The following is a 19,976-nucleotide window of genomic DNA, read 5'->3' on the forward strand; positions in this document are numbered from 1 at the left end:
GACCGCCGCCAAGCTTGGCACCATGTTGCGTGCCTTCGGCCTCGAGAGCCGTGAGCCGGAGGTCATCGCATGAAGTCGCTGGTGCCCTTTACCCCTTGGCCTGCCAAGCTTGGCGGCGGTCTCCTGCCACTCCGCTTCTGGGGATGAGCCTTGCACGATACCCGCCCCAGCATAGAGTCGCAGCTGGGTATCGGTTAACAAGCCACAACGGATGGTGACCACCCATTCGCCGTTGCCATCGGCATCCATCCAGCCGACCGCGCCGCAGTAAAATTGGCGGTCGTACCCTTCTAGCCGAGCAATGGTTTGGCGGGCCACCGAGAGCGGCGTGCCGCACACCGCTGGCGTCGGGTGCAGCGCCAACGCCAATGCCAGCGCCGCAGAGGGTTCATGGAGCCGCCCGGCGATGCGGGTCGAGAGGTGCCACATGGTGGGGGTTGCGATCACCTGTGGCTCGCGGGGGACTTCCAGCTCGTGACAGAAAGGGGAGAGGGCGGCGGCCACTGCATCGGCCACCAGCGCATGTTCATAGCGATCCTTTTGGGCGCCCAGCAGGTCGGCACTGGCCGCCTGTTGATCGGCAAAAGCATGGCGCGGACGGGAGCCCGCCAACGGGTTGCTTACCACCGCCATCTCGCTGCGTGCCACCAGCAGCTCTGGGCTGGCGCCGAGCAAGGTCTCCCCCTCCGGCAACGGGATCTGAAACACATAAGCGCCGGGATTTTGTGCCAGCAGTGAGCCATAAGCCTGCGAGGGGGAGGTCTGCTCGGCGCTTTGCACATCAATCGCACGGGACAACACCACCTTTTCAAGAGAACCTTGGTCAAACTGCTGCAACGCCGATCTGACCGCCCCCTGATAGTGAGCCGCGCCGGTCACTTCACGTACTTGGCCCTGTAGCTGACAATCGTTGGTTGGCAGCAAATCAGCCCGCTCGCACCACTGCCACTGCTCGGGGATCACCAGATGCCAAGGGGCTTCGGTATCAAAAGGAATGGCGCCAATCACGAGAGGATTAGTCACCCCTTGTTGGCGTAATTGGCGCAGTCGTGTTAACAGCTGGTCGGGGTTAATGCCTGTAAAACTGTCACGAACACCGGTCGTAACCAAGACGCGGTCACCGCTCGCAAAACAGCATGATGTGTCCAGTTTGGCCGCCTTGGCGGCTGGCCACTCTCCTTCCTGTATAGGGTCACCCATGACGGCGCTACTCCTTGGTATTGGATAAAGGTGGGTCGATACCGTGCGGGAAAAAGTGATTCGTATGAACCGCCCCAGCAAAGTGGACGGCATCCTAACAAGGAGATTAATTGGGATCAACGATAATGATAATAAATATCATTTGAGTTTGTTGTGGATAATTCTTTCGTAAAAAAACTTTTTTCACACCAATAAAAAACGGTTGCAAATGACAAATGACAAATGACACACAAGATAATAATAACGATTATCATTTAAATTCATGAAACAGGTACCAGATGAAATCCTCAGCCTCCCGTTTTACCTCCCCTACCTTGCTAGCCACCACCATCGTCACCCTGCTGACCCAGCAAGCGATTGCCGCCAACCGTGCCCCTCAGGCCGATGAAGTGATCACCGTCACCACCACGGCCCACAATACCCGTTCTGCACCAGCCTCCATCTCGGTCATCACGGCGGAGCAAATCAAGGCCGCGCCGGTCAATGACCTTGCCGACCTGCTACGCCACGAAGTGGGCATTCAGGCCGAGACCGACACCAATGGCCGCAGCGACATTGGCATTCGCGGCATGTCGGGCAAATACACGTTGGTGTTGGTGGATGGCAAGCGCCTCTCCTCCTCCAATGCCCTGTGGCGCGGCGGCAACTTCGACAACACGCCGGTGCCACTTGGCATGATCGAGCGGGTTGAGGTGATCCGTGGCCCGATGTCGGCGCTTTACGGCTCCGATGCCATCGGTGGGGTGATCAACATCATCACCAAGCAGCCAGGCAAAAGCTGGCAAGGGGCGGCCGATGCCGATTTTAAGGCGATTGAAGGCAAGGATGGGGGCGATCAGCACAGAACTAACCTGGGCTTTACCGGCCCACTGACCGATAACCTGCTGATCCGAATGAATGGCGAAGTCTATGACCGTCAAGGGTGGACCCCCACCGAAGCAGCCAACGGCATTCCGCTCATCGAAACCAAGCAGACCCGCAACTTTGCCTCCACCTTGAGCTGGCTGGTGGATGAGCAGCAGCGTGTCGAGCTGGATTACCTCTACAACCAGGATGAGCGGCCTCTCGATATCTTCCGCAAAACTGGCAACAAGGTGCACAGCCGCCAGCAGCAGAACGACCGCAACCTGTTTGGTCTGACCCACAAGGGGAACTGGAGCTGGGGGGATACGACCCTCATGGCTAACTACGAAACCTCCCAGATCGACGACTTCAACACCAGCTACTCGGCCCCGCAACAGCGAGAGCTGGAAGAGAACACCTTGACCCTCAAGGGCTATACCAACCTGGCGCTGGCCAACCACTACCTGACCCTGGGGGGTGAATATCTGGATCGGGAGCTGGTGGATGCGGTGAGCTACAAGGATATCGGCGGCAAAGAGAGTCACTCTCAGGAGGCGCTGTTCGCTCAGGACGAAATTGGCCTGACCGACAGCCTGACTTTCACGCTGGGTGGTCGTTACGATCATCACGAGATCTACGGCAGCCACTTCACCCCGCGCGGCTATCTGGTCTATGAGATGAACGAGCTGGTGACCGTCAAGGGTGGGGTCAGCCAGGCCTTCAAGGCGCCGGCACCGCACCAGTACTCCAACGGCTACAGCATCGAGAGCTGCGGCGGCAGCTGCCGGATCTACGGTAGCGACAAGGTCAAACCGGAAACCAGCACCAACTACGAGCTGGGGGTCATCGCAGGGGAAGGGATTTGGGAAACCAGTGCCACCCTGTTCTACTCCGATATCGATGATCTCCTGACCTTCAAGCCGTTGCCCAACTCCACTGATCGCACGTGGTACAACCTAGAAAAAGCGACGACTAAAGGCGTGGAGCTGACCGGTAAGCTCGATCTCACGCCAACAATTGGCCTTGGCGCGAACTATACCTACCTGAAAGCAGAAGGCGACCAAGGGCAGGCTCTGCCCGAGCGGCCGGAGCACAAAGCCAACGCCAAGCTCACTTGGCAGGCCACCGAGCGGGTCAATGCCTTTGTCGGCACCACCTACACTGGCACCCAGTTTGCCGAGCAGACCGTCAACAAGCTGGTCGTGCTGCACAAGCTGCCCAGCTATCAGACCGTTGATCTCGGCACCGGCTTCAAGGTCACCGAGAACTTTGACCTGCGACTGGGGATCAACAACCTGACCGACGTGCGCCTGCAAGAGAAAGATACTGTCTTCCAGAACGTCGAACCGGGTCGCAGCTACTACGTCAGCGGCTCAGCCCGTTTTTAATGCCTTCAGGGGGCATATCCAGCACAGTGATAATGCTATCTATGCCCCGACCACCACGCTAGTGGCACCGCCAACATAGCCCCCCCTATAACGACACATGGCCCCAATGGGGCCATGTGTTTTCTCCTTGCACTGACCCTATGAGACCACGTGCTGGGCAACTGACTCACGTTCAACCAATTCTGCGGCGAACTTGAGCACCAACCCATCCACAGGCTTGTGGTCGAGCAGCCTGAGGGCCAACTCCGCCGCTCGATTGCCCATCTCCTCAATGGGGTAACGCACAGTGGTGAGTTTGGGGTAGATGTAACGGGCGTAGGGAATATCATCAAACCCCACCACGGATACCTGTTGCGGGATCTTGTAACCCCGCTCCAGTAAGCAAGAGATGGCCCCCGCAACCATGGCATCGTTAAAACCAAGCACCGCACTGAACGCCACGCCGCGATCTAGCACCTCACTCATGGCCACATAGCCGCCATTTTCATCGGCAAACGCACGTCCTATCCGAGCAGGCTCACACTCGATGCCAGCCCGCGCCAACGTCTGGGTATAGCCCGCCATCCGTTGTTGGCCATCCACAAATGCCTCGTCATCCGAGGTGATATAAACGATGTGGCGATGACCGGCATCCAGCAGATGCTGACACGCAGTGGAAATCCCCGCTTGGTTATCCAGCCACACGCAACGATCTTCAGCTCCGGGCACTTGGCGATTGATAAAAACGATAGGGGTCGAGCCTGCGGCCAGCTCGCTGAGCTCTTCGTCCGGCAGTGCCTTGCTGTGGACAATCAAGGCATCGCACTGGCGCTGCAATAACGCCTGAATCCCGTGTCGTTCACGGCTCACATCATGGTTACCCGACATCACGATGGTGAACTTATTCGCTTTATCGATCATGGTTTCGATACCGCGCATCATCTGGGCGAAAAAGGGACCACCACACAGATCCCCCACCAAGACCCCAATGCAATTAGAGCGCTTGCTCACCAACGCTTGGGCAAAACTGTTCGGTCGAAAATTGAGGGTCTTCATCGCAGCCAGCACGGCTTCGCGTTTTTCCGGTGCCACCTGCGCCGTATTGTTGATCACCCGCGATACCGTAGAGATAGACACATTCGCTAGCAGAGAAACATCTTTAATCGTTGTCGTTGCCACTATCCGTTCCTTTCATGGTGGGGAGGCGCGGTCGCCACCGACGACCGAGTATAACTCCCCCCCTGCACATCATCCGTTACTGGGATTAACAAATACCGGTTCATACCCGCTCGTTCGGCAGAGGTGCACCACCATCCGCGCGCGGGTAAGCGGGTATACGGGCTACTTCGATAGCCTGTTAATAGGCGTGCCTGAGCTCTCGCTCTGAGATAAAGCGCATGGGTTGGTTTAACTTATGTTGATAAATGAGATCAAACGACAGCACGTTTTGCACATAGTTACGGGTCTCTTGGTAAGGAATACTCTCGACCCACACATCCATCGGCTTGTCAGGACTCTGATCACGCCAGCGCTTCACTCGGCCGGGCCCCGCATTATAGGCCGCCGCAGCCAAAATTCGATTACCGTTATACACATCGAGCAAGCGCTTAAGATAGGCGCTGCCAAGACGCACATTTAACTCAGGATCAAACAGTTGCTGCTCATGGCGATAAGGCACCCCGAGCTTACCTGCCGTCTCTTTTGCCGTCGCCGGCATCAACTGCATCAAACCTCTCGCGCCCACGGGGGATTGTGCCCGTGGATAGAGGGCACTCTCTTGGCGAGAGATGGCGTAGAGCAGGCTCATATTGACCGCTCGCTCCTGTGCAATCCGACTGAATGTCTGCTTATACGGTTTGGGAAAGCGCAATTCGAGCGCATCCCACGCCTCAGCACGAATACTGGCGAGAATAGCAAACTCATGCCACCCCTGATTCAGGGCCACGTGGCCAAACTCAATACGCTGCGCAACCGGATTTCGATCCAGATTGTGAATCCACTCTGCCCGAGCTGCGGTCACCTCATTCATCGCGAGCAGCTCCTTGACCCGCAACAAAAAAGGCCAGCGGCGGCTAGCAGTGCGCCAGTCAGGTACATTGGGCGCGCTGAGGTTTTTCATCCGATAAGGCACCCCCACCCGTTGGGCGGCCATAAAACCGTAAAATCCGCGCAAATTGGCCGTTTCTTGATAGAGGGCGCGCGCAGCGTTCGTTTGTCCTTGTACGTCCAGCGCACGAGCGAGCCAATAACGCCAGCGATCCTCTTGCTGACGGGCGGGCGGCAACAACTTGACCCACGTCGCAAGGCCACGCCAATCTTGCTCCCAAATGGCTAACCGAGCTCGCAGCTCGGTCAGCTCCTCATCCGCCCACAGCGTTACCTTGTTATCAAGCCAGCGCCGCTCAGCACTCGCTCGCTCTTGCAGTAAACGTCGGGCGACCGCCTGCTCAACAGGCTTGAGCTCGGCCAAGGTCAAACCAAAACGACGCTGCAGTTCGGGTAACTGACGCAACACCGCCTGGGGGGCTTGCTTGGCATAACGGGCCAACCCCAAAGAGAGTAACGTTTTCGAATAGGGGTGACTACTGAAGTAAGCCGGGTTCATCGCCTTGGCTGGCTGGGCCAGCAAGGTCAGCATCTGATCACCATACCCTCGCACACCACTGCCCAAAAACGCCCCCAGATGACGAATCAGATTGGTATTCCCCGCGTCGAATGCCAGCGCCATGCGCTGCCACACTTTCGCTTCACTGCGCAAACCCGCCCCTTGCCACAGGCTAAACAGGCCATCGCAGCCCTCTGGGCGCGAGTCGCCACTCATCCAGATCTGCTCTGCTTGCTGCAACGCCTCGCGAGTATGGCCGGTGTAATAACGGGCCTCATAGTGCATACACAGCAAGTCGGTCGAGTTCGGCTTAGCAGGATAAAAACGTAAAAATTGCGACCACTGCTGACTTTGTGCCAAATACGCCAAGTAACTGCGCTCTAACCGATTCGCTTGCGGGGTATCGCCATATTGGCGGATGAAACCGACTATCTCACTAGCCGCCGTCGCCGGGGACCGCCGAGCAAGCTGCTGATAATCGAGGTACGGTAAGAGAGGGTAATGAGTTAAACGGGCGCGCAGTTGCTGAAAACGCCCCTGCTCGTTGGCACGCACCGCCTCATAGGCTTGGCGATAAAGTGACTGCTCCGTGGTTTGCGCCATGCTCCCTGGCGCCCACAGCATCGATAATATGACTCCCCATACAACTTTCACTGACTCTCTCCCTTTTGGGGCTTAGTGCTGGTATTGCGCTCATTCTACCGATCGCCAAGCTACACGACAGCGCGCTCATGACTATTTTTCCCATCGGCTTGCCCTGACCGAGCGACACGCCTGACATACTTCTCTAAATAAGGGACCGGCAGCGGTTTTGACGACAGATATCCTTGATAGAAACAACACCCCTGCGCCTTGAGAAACTCCAGCTGTTGACGTGACTCGACCCCTTCTGCTGTGACATTGAATCCCATGTGGCGAGCCATGGCGATGACCGCTTCGACAATCGCCATGTTGTCGCCATCTTTGGGGATTTCTTGGATAAAGGATCGGTCGATTTTCAGCTCATTAGCAGGCAAGCGTTTCAGGTAACTCAGCGAAGAGTAACCCGCCCCGAAGTCATCAATCGCAAAGCTGATGCCTAACGCTTTGAGCTCCGTCATCTTGCTAATGGTATCTTCAGCATGACCGAGCACCACTGACTCGGTGATCTCTAAATTGAGGCAGCTCGGGTCCATTCCTGTCTGAAAAAGGACCATGTGCACTCTGTCTACAAAATCACTGGCATGAAACTGCTTAGCGCTGACGTTGACTGAAACCTGTGGAATATGGATACCCGCTTCCTGCCACGCCACATACTGCGAGCACGCCTCGTGCAGTACCCAGTTCCCAATATCAACAATCAGATCGGTCTCCTCAGCAATCGGAATAAACTCGGCAGGAAAGACCAAAGAGCGCCCCACTGGTTGCCAACGGATCAGCGCTTCAACCCCGATGAGGTCACCCCCGTCCACCATATGCTGCGGCTGATAGTGAAGTATCAGTTCGCGTTCACAGAGGGCATTACGTAATTCATTGTGTACAAGCAGACGGCGATCAGCTTGATGCTGCATTGAGGCATCAAAAAAACGTCGCGTCTTGCGTCCCGCTGACTTGGCCTGATACATAGCGGTATCAGCCTGTTTGAGCAGATCGCCGACCCCTTGCTCTCGGTCAGGAAACAGGGTAATGCCAACGCTCGCGCCGATGTGCAGCACTTGTCCACCGTAGTAATAAGGGGCCGCAATTTCAGCAATCAGCCGCTCAGCGATGGAGTCAGCCTGCATTTCCGCTTGTGGCGGGCTAACCGATAACGCTGGCAGCAACAGCACAAATTCATCGCCGCCGAGACGAGCCAGACAATCACCATGACGCACTAACCCGGTCAAACGGTGGGTTACCTCCTGCAGTAACCAGTCTCCCGTGGCATGGCCAAGGGAGTCGTTGATGGTCTTGAAGTGATCCAGATCGATGAACAACAAGGCCCCCACAATCCCCTCACGGCTTGCGTAATTAAAGGCATGGGTCAAGGTTTCGTGAAGTTGGCGCCGATTCGGGAGCCCCGTCAGCTCGTCGTAGTAGGCCAACGCTTGGATCCGCCGCTCAGCGGCCTTACGCTCAGAAATATCTTCAAAGCAGATAACAAAGTGGCTGATCTCGCCCCGTTCGTCCTGCACTGGCGTCACGATTTCCCACTGGTGGTAAGTGTGGCCATCGGCGTGGCGACGCTCCGTTTCGCCCTGCCACCGGTTGAGTGAACTGAGTTCATAGCCTGGCCCCTCAAGATTGGGCCAGAGCGCCTCTTCCAAGTGCAGTCCCAGTACGGATTGATGATCGAAACCCGTGATCTGACTAAAAGCATTGTTCACCCGCAAAATCTTAAACGCGGGGTCGGTAATGATGATGCCCTCATGGGTTTCAAAGGCAACGGCAGATAATCTCATCTGCGCATCTGACTGTAATCGCTCAAGTTCTGCCCCCATGCGCAGCGAAAAAGTGCTGAACAGCGAGGTAAGATTAGCCGTATCGACCGCCCCAGTATAAAGCAGCGCCAAGTGCCCGATATGCTGACCTCGACCATCAAACAGCGCTTGCCCGTAGTACGTTTGCCCCGCCGCGATCCACGCCTGGTGTTCTTGACCATGCTTGGTCGTGACGGTCATCACCCCCTGCCGATACAGCTGCTGGCAAGGTGTGCCGCTCAACCCATACTCTGTCAGCTCAATCCCTGTTGCTGCCAATACCCGTATTTTATCTACCCCTGTCAGCTCCCCTAACCAGATCGCATCAACCCTCAAGCTTTTAGCTAACTGATTGATCAGGGTGGTAAAAAAATCCATCCCCGTTTTAGCTGATAATGCCTGCGCCAGTTGGGTAAGAAGAGGAATTTCTAATAGATGTTGCGGTAAGGTAAGCGCGGCCGACGCACCTACGCCTTGCTGCACATCAAGAGGCGCTAACCAACCACAACACACTTGCTGGTTAGGCACATATTGACCACTCCACATAAAGTGACTTTCGACACCATCGGCACCACGTAGATGCCCAATAAACTGCTCAGGCTGGCGTGACTCGTACAGACGCGTCAGGAAGGCTGCAAAAAATGGTTCATCTTCTGGGATCAGGCTGTGAGCCCATGGATGTGCCTCCTCCCCCTGCCATAACTTGTAAGAGTCATGATCAGAGAGACCCCACTGATCAAGCTGCCTATCAAAGAACCACATAAGCTGCGTGGCTTGCTGCTTCATTTACTGCTCCGACACCACAGGCAATTAGGTTGATGTACGACCAACAAACACTGTCCATGCTCGACGTCCAAATCTGGTGTCAAGATAGCGTGCAACGTTGAATGAAAACATCTGAAATACAACCACATATAGGGATCGATAAGGCTAACATGAGGGCTGCCAAGAAGGGATTGAGATGAACCTATTTGGCCCATACTGCCTGCCACCGTTACGTAGCTCAAGCTGTTTTTGGTTCATAACGAGAAAAGATCACAATTTATAAGCTACTGAACAACCAAGAATATATTTCGTGATCTTCATCACATTATCATCCTGATTAATGGGTACTCTGGGATCAAGAAACAAACAAGAAGACCCGAAGGGAGCTGCGCTATGAGAATCGAAATTACGAGTAAAATCATTGACATCACCCCCACTATCCGCGAGCGAATCGAGTCCCGCTTTGACAAGCTCGAACGTCTTCAAGTCCCACTCATCACACCTCACGTGATTGTGTCCAAAGAGAAACTGACATTCATGATTGAAGCCAGCGTAAGCATTCCCAACGGCAAGCTCTTTGCGCAAGCCGAGCATGAGGATATGTATGCTGCGATCAATGAATTGGGCCAAAAATTGGAGCGGCAGCTCAATCGATATACCGCCAAGCCACTTGCCCGTCGTGCCAATGCCGCTCATAAAGAGCATCTCCAACTCGACGAGAGTGAGGTGTGAAATCCGCTCATGCCAGAGCTTAAAAGAGCCATCACTATTTTCAACTAGCTAGTTATGACCGAACGCCCCCAAGGTACCCCCTTGGGGGCGTTCGATTTTAATGCCTGACGCGGTAGCACTCAGTTGCCTGTATCACGCCTCTTTATGCTCTACCGTACTGACAGCAACGCCTGCGCAATGTGTGCGGCAACATACCGTCCTGCGAGGACGTCAACCGAGCACGGCTTTGTGAAGCCCTCATACAGGTCTGCCATGCTAACACCGAGGAACGGCTAACTAGAGTTGCGAGCTAAACCAATGCAGCCGTGTATCAACCCCCTGATGTACCTGTTCCAGCACAGGGAGCAACACCAGCGGGTCCTCTTGTCGCTCGACGCTACGCCACTCTTTTTGCAACCGCTCACGAACCAAAGGGGACAAATTATCGTAAACCACCGGATCAATCTTTGGCCTGCTAGCAAGCAATGGCGGGGCCTTCAGCGCAAGCCACAGCTGCACATCTAACATCCCGCCCCCTTGTTGCAGCTGTTCATTAAGAGCAACACTGCCATCTTCTTGCGCCTCAGCGACCAAGCTAGCTGGCGGCCTTAATGAAAAATAGGCCCGCCAGTCACGATTTCCGTTATCGTTGGCAGGTTGACCATCAAACCAGGGCTGATCCTCCACCGCCTCACTGATCAGTGCTAAATAGAGGCGAAAGTCTGCCCGGTCTCCGTATTGAAGATCACGATTAAGCCGCTGTCCTAACTGGCCTTCATCGACCAGTAAACGATCTCGGATTGCGCTTGGCAGCATTAAGTCACTCTAAAAAATAACAATGTCATCTCTTATCGGCAGCAACACTGATCCCGTAAATGGAAAAACTCGGCCAAGGGTTCACAAGAACAAAGGACCTGTTAATATTCGCGCCATCGTTGTGGAGGGGTTCCCGAGCGGCCAAAGGGATCAGACTGTAAATCTGACGGCACTGCCTTCGAAGGTTCGAATCCTTCTCCCTCCACCATCATGACTGACACCCCAGCGCCACACGCTGGGTTTTTTATTACAAAACAAGCTGCGTTTGGGCGCTCACACCGCACCATCAAAAACGGGAGACTGTCGTCTCCCGTTTTGGTCTTGGCACCCCGCCTCGTTATAGGGTAAAGCGATAAAAAATATCGATCGCTTGGGCAACACCACTCATGGCCTGCAAATAGAGCCGCGGCATCAACTCATAACGCAGCTTGAACTCTGCAATGGGGCTAAATACCCCTACCCCATATTGAAACTGCAAGCCCGGTAGCAGATATGCCGATAAGGTGACTTGGGTGTTATCGCCGCTACCTGCGGTATCAAGCGACACATCGCTCATCCCCAGTGACTCGCCAATATTAGAGACCACCCCATTAGCTTGGCTGACCGCACCCGCTACCAGTAAGCCGTTGAAGCCCCCCTCTTCCCCTCCTGTTTGTAATCCCTTACCACGCAGTAAATAAGAAAGCTGCTCAGACTGGGCCATTTGCGGGTCAGAATAAACTGAGATCTCAGGCTTAGTTGCCGGTCCCGTCACTCTTACACCAACGGTGACCGCCCCTTCAATGGTCTCAGGGTCCCGATACGCTTCGATATTCAGAAACGGGCGATCCAGTGGCCCCGAGAAGAGGATCTTACCCTCCTTGATAATTAAGTTTTGGCCATACGCCTTGAAGCGGCCTTCAGTGAGCAGCAATTGGCCATTACCAGCAAGGGGCTTTTCCGGCGCCTGAGCAATATTAAGCGCGCCAGACACACGGGTTTTCAGTCCAAGAGCGTCTAACTTAACGTCATCACCCAACCGGACTGCCACCCTCATCGCTAACGGTAGCTTGGCTGGTTTAGGCGGCGGGGGCAGATCGTCATACACCACAGTCACATCACTGGAGAGGGCCACTGCGGTGTCTGGCAATGTTTTAACCAGGATACGAGCCCAAGGGATCTCCACTTGACCGGCGATCACCGTCTCATCCCCCAGTGACACACTGAGATCAGGTGAAATGCGCATTCGCCCCATCCCTGGATATTGGGCCTCCAACTCTTTACCTTGGATCGTCAGATTGCCACTCACTGGTAATTGGGCCCAGCTGATGCTGCCTCCCAGCGCCAGTGGCCCTTTCCCCACTAACATAGAGCCGTCTAATTCTGCCCGATTACCTTCAATCGTGAGGCGAGTCACTAATTTAGTGAGGGTGACCATGTCAGAGTGCGTTTGCACCTCACCATCCAGCAAATTCAGTTGACCAAACAACAAGGGGGAGGCCAAGGAGCCATCGAAGCGGGCATCAGCGGAAATGACCCCATGCAGGGTGCGCACTTCAGGGATCAGTGGTGCAAACGTATCAAGTTTTAAGTCATTAAATTTGAGCTGGCCCGCCAGCAATCCTCGCCCGGCCGGTTCTTTAATCACTAAATCCGTATCAATGTTGCCTATTTTTTCAGAAGAGAAGTCGAGCCGAATGGCGGCCTGCTGTTGCTCAAAATTCAATGCCAAGCGCAATTGTTGATAATCGGTTTTTAACTCATCAGCAACGAAACTACCCGGTGATGTTCGCACAACTGCATGAAGTGTGGGTTGACTACCGCGCCAACTGGCGCGGCCATCGGCCGAGAGGATCGCTTGCCAGCGGAAGTTGTCCGGCAACCAAGGACGCAAGCGGTTGAGATCAAACTGCTCCAACGCGAACTCAAGGTTGCCCTGTTGGGCGGAGAGGTTGCCTGCCTTAATACAAAGCTTGGCACCCTGAGATCCCAGACAGAGGTCACCGATGGCCAAGCGCTGGCTAGGCAGATCCAGATCAAGGTCCCAAGGTGCGCTTAATGCCCAGCGCTTGAGGGGGGTTTTAAGGGTCAACTCGGATATATTGCCGCGCCAGTGGGTATTACGCACCCCGCCCGCCAGTTTGACATTTGCCGCTAATGGCTCCCCTTTCATGGTAAGGGTCATCAGGTGCTCATTCAAATTCCCACTCAGGTTGAGCGCTAACTGTTTGAGCTTGGTGGCGCCTTGGCTCAATGAATCGATGGTGAGCGCCAGCTCACCTGCCGGTTGCTGCCCTACCAGACCATTCCCCTTGATGACAATCCCTTTTAGGTCAGTACCGGCATAGTAGAGTCGGCTTGCGAGCAAATCTGCCGCTATGTTGGGCTTCTCTTGATTACCCGATAGGCGCACCGTGCCGCTGACATCCCCTTTGAGCCCCGGATAAAATCCAGCTAACTGCGGGGCGTTGAGATCTGCATCCAATTGCCACAACTGCTGGCTCATCCGCCCTTTGGCTTGCAATTTATTCGGGCCACTTTGCAGCAAGAAGGTGGGAATGTGCCACTCCATCCGATCATTGCCAGCAAGCGAGCCGTTGATAGTGAAAGGATATTGGTTCAACGAGCCATCGACCTTGAGCACAGGCAGCTGCACTTGCCACTGCCCTTGCTCACTCATCAGAAAATGGCTCTCCAGCTCCCCTGCCAATTTCCCTTTAAACTCGGGCAACCATTGTGCGGGATCAATCCCTTTAAACGAGGTGGTGCCCTGCCACTCGATCCCCTTCTGCCAGCCTAGCTTGCCGGCCAGTTTGAGCTCCCCCGTGAGGGCCTCTAATCGCACGGTAATCTCACTTAGCTGGTTCAGGTCACCCTTACCTTCCGTGGCCAATTTAAAAGGAGGCAGACTGGTGCCATCGCCCGCCGTATTCAACGTAAACCGATAGCCTGATAACGATCCCTTAGCACTCAGTTGCCCCTTGGCTAAGCGATAACTCGGCGTGTCATGAGCCGCGGCCATGTTGGTAGACGCGGTTGAAGGCTGAAGTGGCCAAGCCAAACGCGGCCAATCTAGCGCCAGCTTAAACGGTAAATCAGAATCAAGGGCAGCCAGTGACCCCTTCAAATTAGCGGTCACAGGCCCTTGTGCTGCGAGGGTTAACCCCAGCTTCCCCACCGAGCCAGTGAGGGCCAACGTGGCTTGCTGCCCTTTAAGCTGGCCCTCTAACAGCCCTTTTCGGGCTTTCGCCTTGAGGGTGACATCGAGCGGGTAGTCCTCACTGAGGCGGATCTTCCCCACTAACGTCAAATCTGCCATCGAATGACGCACGGACAACGAGCGGACATCAACGCCATCATCCTGAGCACTGGCAGAGAGCTGAAGGGTATCTAGCGCCTCCACCCAGTCACCTTGCTGGTAGCGCACCCGCGTCGCGTTCATCCCGTCCAGTTCAATCGGAAATGGCAACACAATCGCAGGTAACGTGATAGGCGAGCCTTGGGCTGAATCGTTGAGATCGCCCCCTTCTGCGGCTGTCGCAGACGTTGAGAGCCCAGTATCACTCCGAGCGGGTTCAGTCTCCGCCAACGTCACAGTGAGCCCATCCAGGGTCGGGCCACGGACGCTTAACCCCTGACGAGTGAGAGTGGCACCAATATCAAGGGAGGTCAGGGTGACCCCAATCCCTGGCAGCTGTAAATCGAGATCCTCCACCCAGAGCTGATCAAACTGGATTTTCAAGGGTAATGGACGCCACACAAATGGCGCACTGGGCGGCATCGGCTCAGGGTCGGGGGCAGATTCAGCCACCTTGACCACAGGATGAGTCACGGCCAGTGATTTGACCCACAACTTGCCCTGTAGCAACTTACCTAGATCCCAATCGAGCACCGCGCGATCAATCGTGACGTCGATAAGATCGTCTTGCCATCCCACGCTTTTGAGGGTCCAACCATAACCCAGTTGGCCAGCCACCAGCTCGCCCTTGAGCGCTGGCAGAGCATTCTTAGCTTGTTGCCACAACCATTTATTACCTTGGTGGGTAAACCCCAACAAACTCACCCCGATAAGCAGCAGGCAAACCACACTCATCAGCCAGAGCAAGGCGCGTTTTATCCAGATCATAATTCAGGCCCCAACGCGAAATGTAGCCGCAAGGGCTTATCGTCTTCAGATATACCAACCGCTAAATCCAAGCGAACTTGACCAATGGGAGTGACCCAACGAACCCCGACCCCAGTACCAATTTTGACCGGCTCGCTGTAATCAACCGTGGCGGTGCCGCCATCGACAAACAGGGCACCCAGCCATTTTTCACTGAAACGATAGTTATACTCGAGGCTGGCCACGCTACTGTAACGTCCCCCTGTCAACTTGCCATCCGGTCCGATAGGCGACACTGTTTCATAGCCAAAACCACGCAGGGTCTGGTCGCCACCGGTGAAAAAACGCAGCGATGGCGGCACCAATGAAAAACTGTCGCCGATGATCGCCCCTTGCTCTGCGCGGATCAGGAACCGATGGTTATCCCACAAGGTTCGCAGCCATTTACTGCGCCCCCACACCCGCACAAAGCTGATATCAGACCCCCACGTGGGATCAGAAAACTCCAGAGTCAGCTGCTGGTGATCCCCCCATTCGGGGACCAGTCCCCCCCGTACTCGTAGCCGTGACCATGAAACCCCAGGGATCAACAGCAAGCTATTCCCCTCATCAAGGCCTTGGGTATAGATCTCTTTTTCCAAACGAATAAAGACATCCCGATCCCAACTTTCTGGGCGCAGCGTCCAGCGATTAACGCCAACGGTGGTCAAATCAGAGCGAGTGTCGTTGTTGTCTTTGTAGCGATAACCACTTTGAATGGAGTAGTAGTCCCGCAAGGGGTTACCCACTGGGATTTGGTAATCAAAACTGAGTTCAGCCTCGGGTGCAGATACCTTAGCAGTGGCAAACAGACGGTGGCCATAGCGGTTAACCCAAGGTTTTTCCCACGTCGCACTCATCCGTGGCCCCACATCAGTGGCATAGCCGACACCGGTTTCAATTTCATGATCCACTCGGTTATCGAGGGTAATTTGGATCGGCACCTCATCGTTAACCGCCTCACTGATCTGCGGCTTGATCTCTACTTGACGAAACAATTTGGTAGAAGAGATATCCTGCGACATCTCGGCGAGGCGGATAGCCAGATAGGGATCGCCACTTTTCACATTCATGAGTGCTCGGATCAGGTGCAGCGCCTCCGGCTTAGCGTCATAACGGATCTCGCCGAAACGGTAGCGAGGACCCGACTCGAAGACGATGAAGATCTCTGCCGCACCCTTATCGGGAAATACCTTGACCTGGCTTTTACTCAACTTGGCATCAAAATATCCCCGAGCTAAGCCCAGACTGCCGAGATCGGTCTTGATGGCCTCATATTTGGCATGATTGAGGGCATCTCCCTCTTTTAGCGGTAACCTATCGAGCAGCTCTTTATAGACATCGTCACTGCCCGCCTCCCCCTCTAACAGCACATCAAGTCGCGTGACTTTGACGGTTTCCCCTTTTTCTACCTCTATCACCACCCGGTCGGGCCGTTTGGGATCACGATTGACCGTTATCTTGGGTTGGTAATAGCCATAAACTTGTAATGCTTGGCGCACACTCTCAACGATCCGAGCCCGTGCCGGACGGTATTGACGCTCTTGATAAGCCGGTAAAGCATTGAGATAAGCCTCAACATTATCTCTATTATCGCCACGCAATCCTTTGACGTCATAGGTGAGCTTCGCGGCCATCGCAGGTGAAAAAACCAGCAGCAACAATAGACCCAACATCACAATAATGCCGCGAGAAAAGGCCCGATTGGGGAGTGTGCCCTCTGCTGACAGAGGAAGAAGGCGTTCTGTCAAAGGTCAATATTCCTGAATATTGAAGAGTGAAATGATAGGCAGTGCACAGCATGGCAAGGCGCATCAACCGCAGGTATTTCCTTATCCTAACATACGATGCCCCCTGAGAAAGGACGCCACAATAACCAAATTAATCATATCTTTTAAGCAGTTGGCTGTTATGCACTGCAGCCCATCGCAGCTTGCTTAGCCCTGTGCACCGAACGCTATCGCGCTGTTGCGCAACATCTTGCCGCGATTTTTCTTCGCTGACACCGCCAATGGCACGACAAAGGCTGACGGCAAACCCGCTTAGCGCTCATCCCATTAGCATTATTTGCGCAACGGCCTTGGGATAACGCAGAGCACATGGCAGCGTCGGTACACGGCCAAGACCATGCTCGCGCTAAGCACTCCCCAATGGCTAACCGCATCGCTGCTTAAGATCATGACTTGCCCGCTCGCATCGCGCCATATGCCTAAAAAACATGATGAAATACAAGTCATTACTGTTTATTAAAGAATCACTCGTTTAGCTCAATCTATTTATCCCGCTGCCACTTGTCCCCTCCCTCACCCACACTTATCAGGGTTTTCACAACGACAGTGCGTTTGATGTAACGCCTGCCATGACAGGAGATGATTATGCAGATCCGCAGCGAACAGATGGCTGACTATATTGCCGACCGACTCGAATTCATCACGTTTCTCGCCTGTTGCAGCGCCCTGTTGGCCCTATTAACAGGAATGACGGGGCAACAGGCGCTGGCATTCACCGCCCTTAATATGCCGCTGGGACTGGCGATGTTACTGATGATGGCATTGGTATCGCCTCTCCCCGCCTATTGGCGAGCCCCTTGCATCACGCTGTTCCTCGCAAGCGCAGCCTTGCTGGCATTACAACTGGGTGGGGAGTGGCTCAATCCCATTGCAGTCTGGTGTGTGTATGGTCTGTTGGGGCTGGAGATCCTCTGGCAAGCCCGCCCCCGCAGTCTGCTGGCAGCTGACGGTAGCCGCTAATTAAGCTAACCTTGCGCCCCTATTGGACTTACGCAACCCACCGCTTTGGAGCGCTCAATGAAAAAAGCCTGTGCCCAACATATTCTGGTCAAGACCGAAAAGCAGTGTCTTGAGCTCAAAGAGAAAATCGAGAAAGGGGCCGACTTTGGCCAGATGGCCAAGCGCTTTTCTAGTTGTCCCTCTGGCAAGCGCTTTGGCGATTTGGGGGAGTTTTCCAAGGGAGACATGGTGAAGGCCTTTGACGATGCGGTTTTCAAGGGGGAGCTGCTCAAAGTGCTGGGGCCGGTGCGCACCAAATTTGGCTTTCACCTGATAAAGGTACTCTATCGTAGCTAGCCACTCGGCCGTGTTGCGCCGCAATGTAATCCGTTTAGCTATTCAGCACGATTTATCCAAGGTCGTTGATATCTCGATTAAAACACGAATTTACTAACGTTATCAGGCTATTAAGTTTATCCTTTGCAGCCTATCACCCCTGATGATGGATCTATCCCATGTCGCTGTTCTTCTGCTGGCCATTGCTCGCTTGGTTATTGCCGCTCGCAGGCGCACTCGGTAGTCGTGCCCACCTCTGGCCTTGGTGGTTGGGCTTTGTTTTTTGTCTCCTCGGAGCCCTGATCTCATCAGTGCTGTTGTTGCGCTTACCGTGGAGCAAGCGTAAATGGTGCGCTGTTGCAGGCGTTCTCCCTCTGTTGTTGCCCATCCTCTTTATCCTGCAAGCCGTCAACTCGCCGCTGGTCAATGACGTCAGCACCGACCCCAACAATCCGCCGCCACTTCTCTGGGCTGCCGAGCTGCGCACAGCCCAAGATCTGCCAATAAATAGCGCTCCGCTGAAAGCAGTTGAGGCAAAACCCGGTCCTCTCTTTACTAGGGCCTCTCCTGCCGAAGTGGTGATTGAAGCCAGCGAACTGATGCAGGAGCTGGGCTGGCAGGTACGACCCAGCCCCGATGGTCTGGATGCAGTGGTCACCACCGGCTGGTTCGGCTTTCAGGATGATGTAGCACTGCGAGTCTTTGCCGGTCCCAAAGAGACCCGCATCGATATGCGATCGGCCTCCCGTCAGGGGCGCAGCGATCTGGGTACCAACCGAGCGCGGATCGAGGATTTCTTGACCCGCCTCAACGAACGACTGGGCCAAGCTTACAAACCCAATTTGAAACCGTAAGAGTGAAACGACAAGAAGGTAACTGATGCGCGTGGAGGTCAAACCCGACCGGGAATATGCCTGGTTTATCCGCCCCTTTTTCTGGCTGCAACAGCGCAACTATGGTCAGGTGCTGATTCCGGGCAAGTGCTGGGGCCGCTCGCCGCGCCTGTTTGCCGCCGTTGCCACCCTCTATGGCGTCATCAACCGCAAGCACTCCCCCATCGATCCCGTGTTGCGCTCGCTGGTGACGGTGCGGGTCTCCCAACTCAACTGGTGCCGCTTCTGTGTCGACATCAACGCCATGACCCTGATAAAACGGGCGGGCTCCAGCGAGAAGGTGGAGGCGCTGGCCAACTGGCGCGAAAGCCCCTTGTTCGACGAGCGGGAAAAAGCGGTGCTCGACTACACCGAAGCGATGACCGGGCTGGATGGGGTGAGCGACGAGCAGGCGGCCCGCCTCAAACCCTGGTTCGACGACGACGCCATGGTGGAGCTGACCGGCCTTATCGCCTTCCAGAACATGTCGGCCAAGTTCAACGCTGCCCTCGATATCGCGCCGCAGGGTTTCTGCCAGCTGCCGGTGCAACCGGAACGCGCGCCCAAACCAGAGCGCCAGCCAGACAGCAAGGACGCCTGATGACCCGGACCCGCCTGCTGCTTGCGCTGGTGATGGGGGGCCTTATCGGCACCTTCTTTGCCCTCGATCTTGGCCGTTACCTCAGTCTGGGCGCCTTGCAGGCCCAGCAGGCGGCAGTGGCGCAATGGGTCGACAGCCACTTTGTCTCGGCCAGCCTGCTGTTCGTGCTTATCTATGTGCTGAGCACCGCCCTCTCCCTGCCCGGTGCCAGCCTGCTCACGTTGGGGGGAAGTGCAGTCTTTGGCGTCGGTTGGGGATTGCTGCTGGTCTCCTTTGCCAGCTCCATCGGCGCGACGCTGGCCTTTCTCAGCGCCCGCTTCTTGCTGCGCGACTGGGTCACCGCCCGCTTTGGCGGCAAGCTGGCTACCTTTCAGTCCGGCATGGCGAAGGAGGGGGCCTTCTATCTGCTCAGCCTGCGCCTTATCCCCATTTTCCCCTTCTTTTTGGTCAATCTGCTGATGGGGCTCACCCCCATCAGAGTCAGCACCTACTACTGGGTGAGCCAGCTTGGCATGCTGCCCGGCACCTTCGTCTATGTGCTGGCGGGCAGCGAGCTTGGCCAGTTAACCA

14 protein-coding genes and 1 tRNA gene are annotated in these 19,976 nt (G+C 55.2%); 8 read left to right on the forward strand and 7 right to left on the reverse strand.

The window, feature by feature from the left end; translation table 11 throughout:
* Positions 1-1,200: isochorismate synthase (locus CUC53_RS17185; protein WP_100295254.1), on the reverse strand; the 1,200-nt coding region annotated here is incomplete at its 3' end.
* Positions 1,201-1,478: 278 nt separating this feature from the next.
* On the opposite strand from CUC53_RS17185, the gene CUC53_RS17190 reads away from it, so the two are divergent.
* The gene (locus tag CUC53_RS17190; protein ID WP_100295255.1) at positions 1,479-3,431 is read left to right on the forward strand and encodes a TonB-dependent receptor domain-containing protein; all 1,953 of its coding nucleotides are present in this window, start codon (positions 1,479-1,481) and stop codon (positions 3,429-3,431) included.
* Between the two features lie 138 nt (positions 3,432-3,569).
* On the opposite strand, the gene CUC53_RS17195 is transcribed toward CUC53_RS17190, so the two are convergent.
* The 3 genes from CUC53_RS17195 to CUC53_RS17205 all read right to left on the reverse strand — a co-directional run bounded on the left by CUC53_RS17195 (position 3,570) and on the right by CUC53_RS17205 (position 9,239).
* Positions 3,570-4,589 carry a LacI family DNA-binding transcriptional regulator gene (locus CUC53_RS17195; protein WP_100295256.1) on the reverse strand — a complete coding sequence of 340 codons (1,020 nt, stop codon included), beginning with the start codon at positions 4,587-4,589 and terminating at the stop codon, positions 3,570-3,572.
* 178 nt (positions 4,590-4,767) lie between these two features.
* Positions 4,768-6,669 (reverse strand): transglycosylase SLT domain-containing protein, encoded by a 1,902-nt coding sequence (locus tag CUC53_RS17200; protein ID WP_100295257.1) that lies wholly within the window; start codon positions 6,667-6,669, stop codon positions 4,768-4,770.
* Between the two features lie 59 nt (positions 6,670-6,728).
* The gene (locus CUC53_RS17205; RefSeq protein ID WP_100295258.1) at positions 6,729-9,239 is read right to left on the reverse strand and encodes a putative bifunctional diguanylate cyclase/phosphodiesterase; all 2,511 of its coding nucleotides are present in this window, start codon (positions 9,237-9,239) and stop codon (positions 6,729-6,731) included.
* Between the two features lie 372 nt (positions 9,240-9,611).
* Between CUC53_RS17205 and hpf the strand changes: the two genes are divergently transcribed.
* The gene (hpf, locus tag CUC53_RS17210) at positions 9,612-9,950 is read left to right on the forward strand and encodes a ribosome hibernation-promoting factor, HPF/YfiA family (protein WP_100295259.1); all 339 of its coding nucleotides are present in this window, start codon (positions 9,612-9,614) and stop codon (positions 9,948-9,950) included.
* A 276-nt stretch (positions 9,951-10,226) separates the two neighbouring features.
* Here the strand turns inward: hpf and CUC53_RS17215 are convergent, their stop codons facing one another.
* A complete protein-coding gene (locus CUC53_RS17215) occupies positions 10,227-10,745 on the reverse strand; it encodes a VC2046/SO_2500 family protein (RefSeq protein ID WP_100295260.1) in 519 nt (172 codons plus the stop codon).
* Positions 10,746-10,868: 123 nt separating this feature from the next.
* Here CUC53_RS17215 and CUC53_RS17220 point away from each other — a divergent pair.
* A tRNA-Tyr gene (locus CUC53_RS17220) sits at positions 10,869-10,953 on the forward strand.
* Between the two features lie 129 nt (positions 10,954-11,082).
* Here CUC53_RS17220 and tamB read toward each other — a convergent pair.
* Both tamB and tamA read right to left on the reverse strand, forming a co-directional pair.
* Entirely contained in the window at positions 11,083-14,850 is a 3,768-nt protein-coding gene (gene tamB / locus CUC53_RS17225; RefSeq protein ID WP_100295261.1) for an autotransporter assembly complex protein TamB, read from the reverse strand.
* Complete coding sequence (gene tamA, locus CUC53_RS17230; RefSeq protein ID WP_100295262.1) at positions 14,847-16,544, reverse strand: autotransporter assembly complex protein TamA; 1,698 nt, start codon at positions 16,542-16,544, stop codon at positions 14,847-14,849. The genes tamB and tamA overlap by 4 nt, the downstream gene beginning before the upstream one ends.
* A 699-nt stretch (positions 16,545-17,243) precedes the next feature.
* Between tamA and CUC53_RS17235 the strand changes: the two genes are divergently transcribed.
* From CUC53_RS17235 to CUC53_RS17255, 5 genes are all read left to right on the forward strand, one after another.
* Positions 17,244-17,618, forward strand: a complete 375-nt coding sequence (locus tag CUC53_RS17235) for a hypothetical protein (RefSeq protein ID WP_100295263.1) — start codon at positions 17,244-17,246, stop codon at positions 17,616-17,618.
* A gap of 57 nt (positions 17,619-17,675) precedes the next feature.
* The gene (locus tag CUC53_RS17240) at positions 17,676-17,954 is read left to right on the forward strand and encodes a peptidylprolyl isomerase (protein WP_100295264.1); all 279 of its coding nucleotides are present in this window, start codon (positions 17,676-17,678) and stop codon (positions 17,952-17,954) included.
* Positions 17,955-18,112: 158 nt separating this feature from the next.
* Positions 18,113-18,787, forward strand: coding sequence for a DUF1499 domain-containing protein (locus CUC53_RS17245; RefSeq protein WP_100295265.1), 675 nt, complete (start codon positions 18,113-18,115; stop codon positions 18,785-18,787).
* Between the two features lie 25 nt (positions 18,788-18,812).
* Positions 18,813-19,406 (forward strand): carboxymuconolactone decarboxylase family protein, encoded by a 594-nt coding sequence (locus CUC53_RS17250; RefSeq protein ID WP_100295266.1) that lies wholly within the window; start codon positions 18,813-18,815, stop codon positions 19,404-19,406.
* A partial coding sequence (locus tag CUC53_RS17255; RefSeq protein ID WP_167386791.1) for a TVP38/TMEM64 family protein occupies positions 19,406-19,976 on the forward strand: 571 nt, incomplete at its 3' end. The genes CUC53_RS17250 and CUC53_RS17255, both read left to right, overlap by 1 nt.

This window comes from Aeromonas cavernicola (assembly GCF_002795305.1).
GTDB classification, from domain to species: Bacteria; Pseudomonadota; Gammaproteobacteria; order Enterobacterales; family Aeromonadaceae; genus Aeromonas; species Aeromonas cavernicola.